The 411-nt window shown below is 62.0% G+C and carries 1 protein-coding gene and 1 pseudogene; both read left to right on the top strand.

What is annotated here, in order from left to right:
* Positions 1–214 (top strand): annotated as a pseudogene (locus JWG43_RS18885) (DNA polymerase III subunit gamma/tau); the annotation flags it as partial.
* Positions 207–411 (top strand): YbaB/EbfC family nucleoid-associated protein (locus tag JWG43_RS18880; RefSeq protein ID WP_205244445.1); only part of this gene is annotated, 205 nt, incomplete at its 3' end. The pseudogene JWG43_RS18885 and the gene JWG43_RS18880, both read left to right, overlap by 8 nt.

Below are 411 nucleotides of genomic sequence, written 5' to 3'. Positions count from 1 at the left end.
GACCGAGAAGCAGCGCCCCCAGCTGGAACAGGCCCTGGCGGCCTGGGGCGCCGGGCATCTGCGCCTGGAATTCGTGGCCCCGCGTCAGGCCCGTACCGAGGCGGAACTGATAGAAGAATTTCGGAACAGGCCCGAGATGCAGGCCTGCCTCCGTCTGCTCAACGCCAATATCGAACATTGTACCGAATCCAACCAAGGAGATACCCATGCGTAACATGAACGATATCCTGCGCCAGGCGCAGGTCATGCAGAACAAACTGGCCAAGCTGCAGAACGAACTCAACGAACGCACCTACGAAGCCAGCAGCGGCGGCGGCATGGTCAAGGCCGTTGTCTCCGGCAAGCAGGAACTGCGCGGCCTCACCATCGATCCCAAGGCCCTGGAAGGCGGCGACGTGGAAATGCTGCAGG

The organism is Desulfobulbus alkaliphilus (assembly GCF_016918545.1).
Classification (GTDB): domain Bacteria; phylum Desulfobacterota; class Desulfobulbia; order Desulfobulbales; family Desulfobulbaceae; genus Desulfobulbus; species Desulfobulbus alkaliphilus.
The sequence above is the reverse complement of the archived record's forward strand: the minus strand, read 5'-3'. Positions and strand labels throughout refer to the sequence as shown.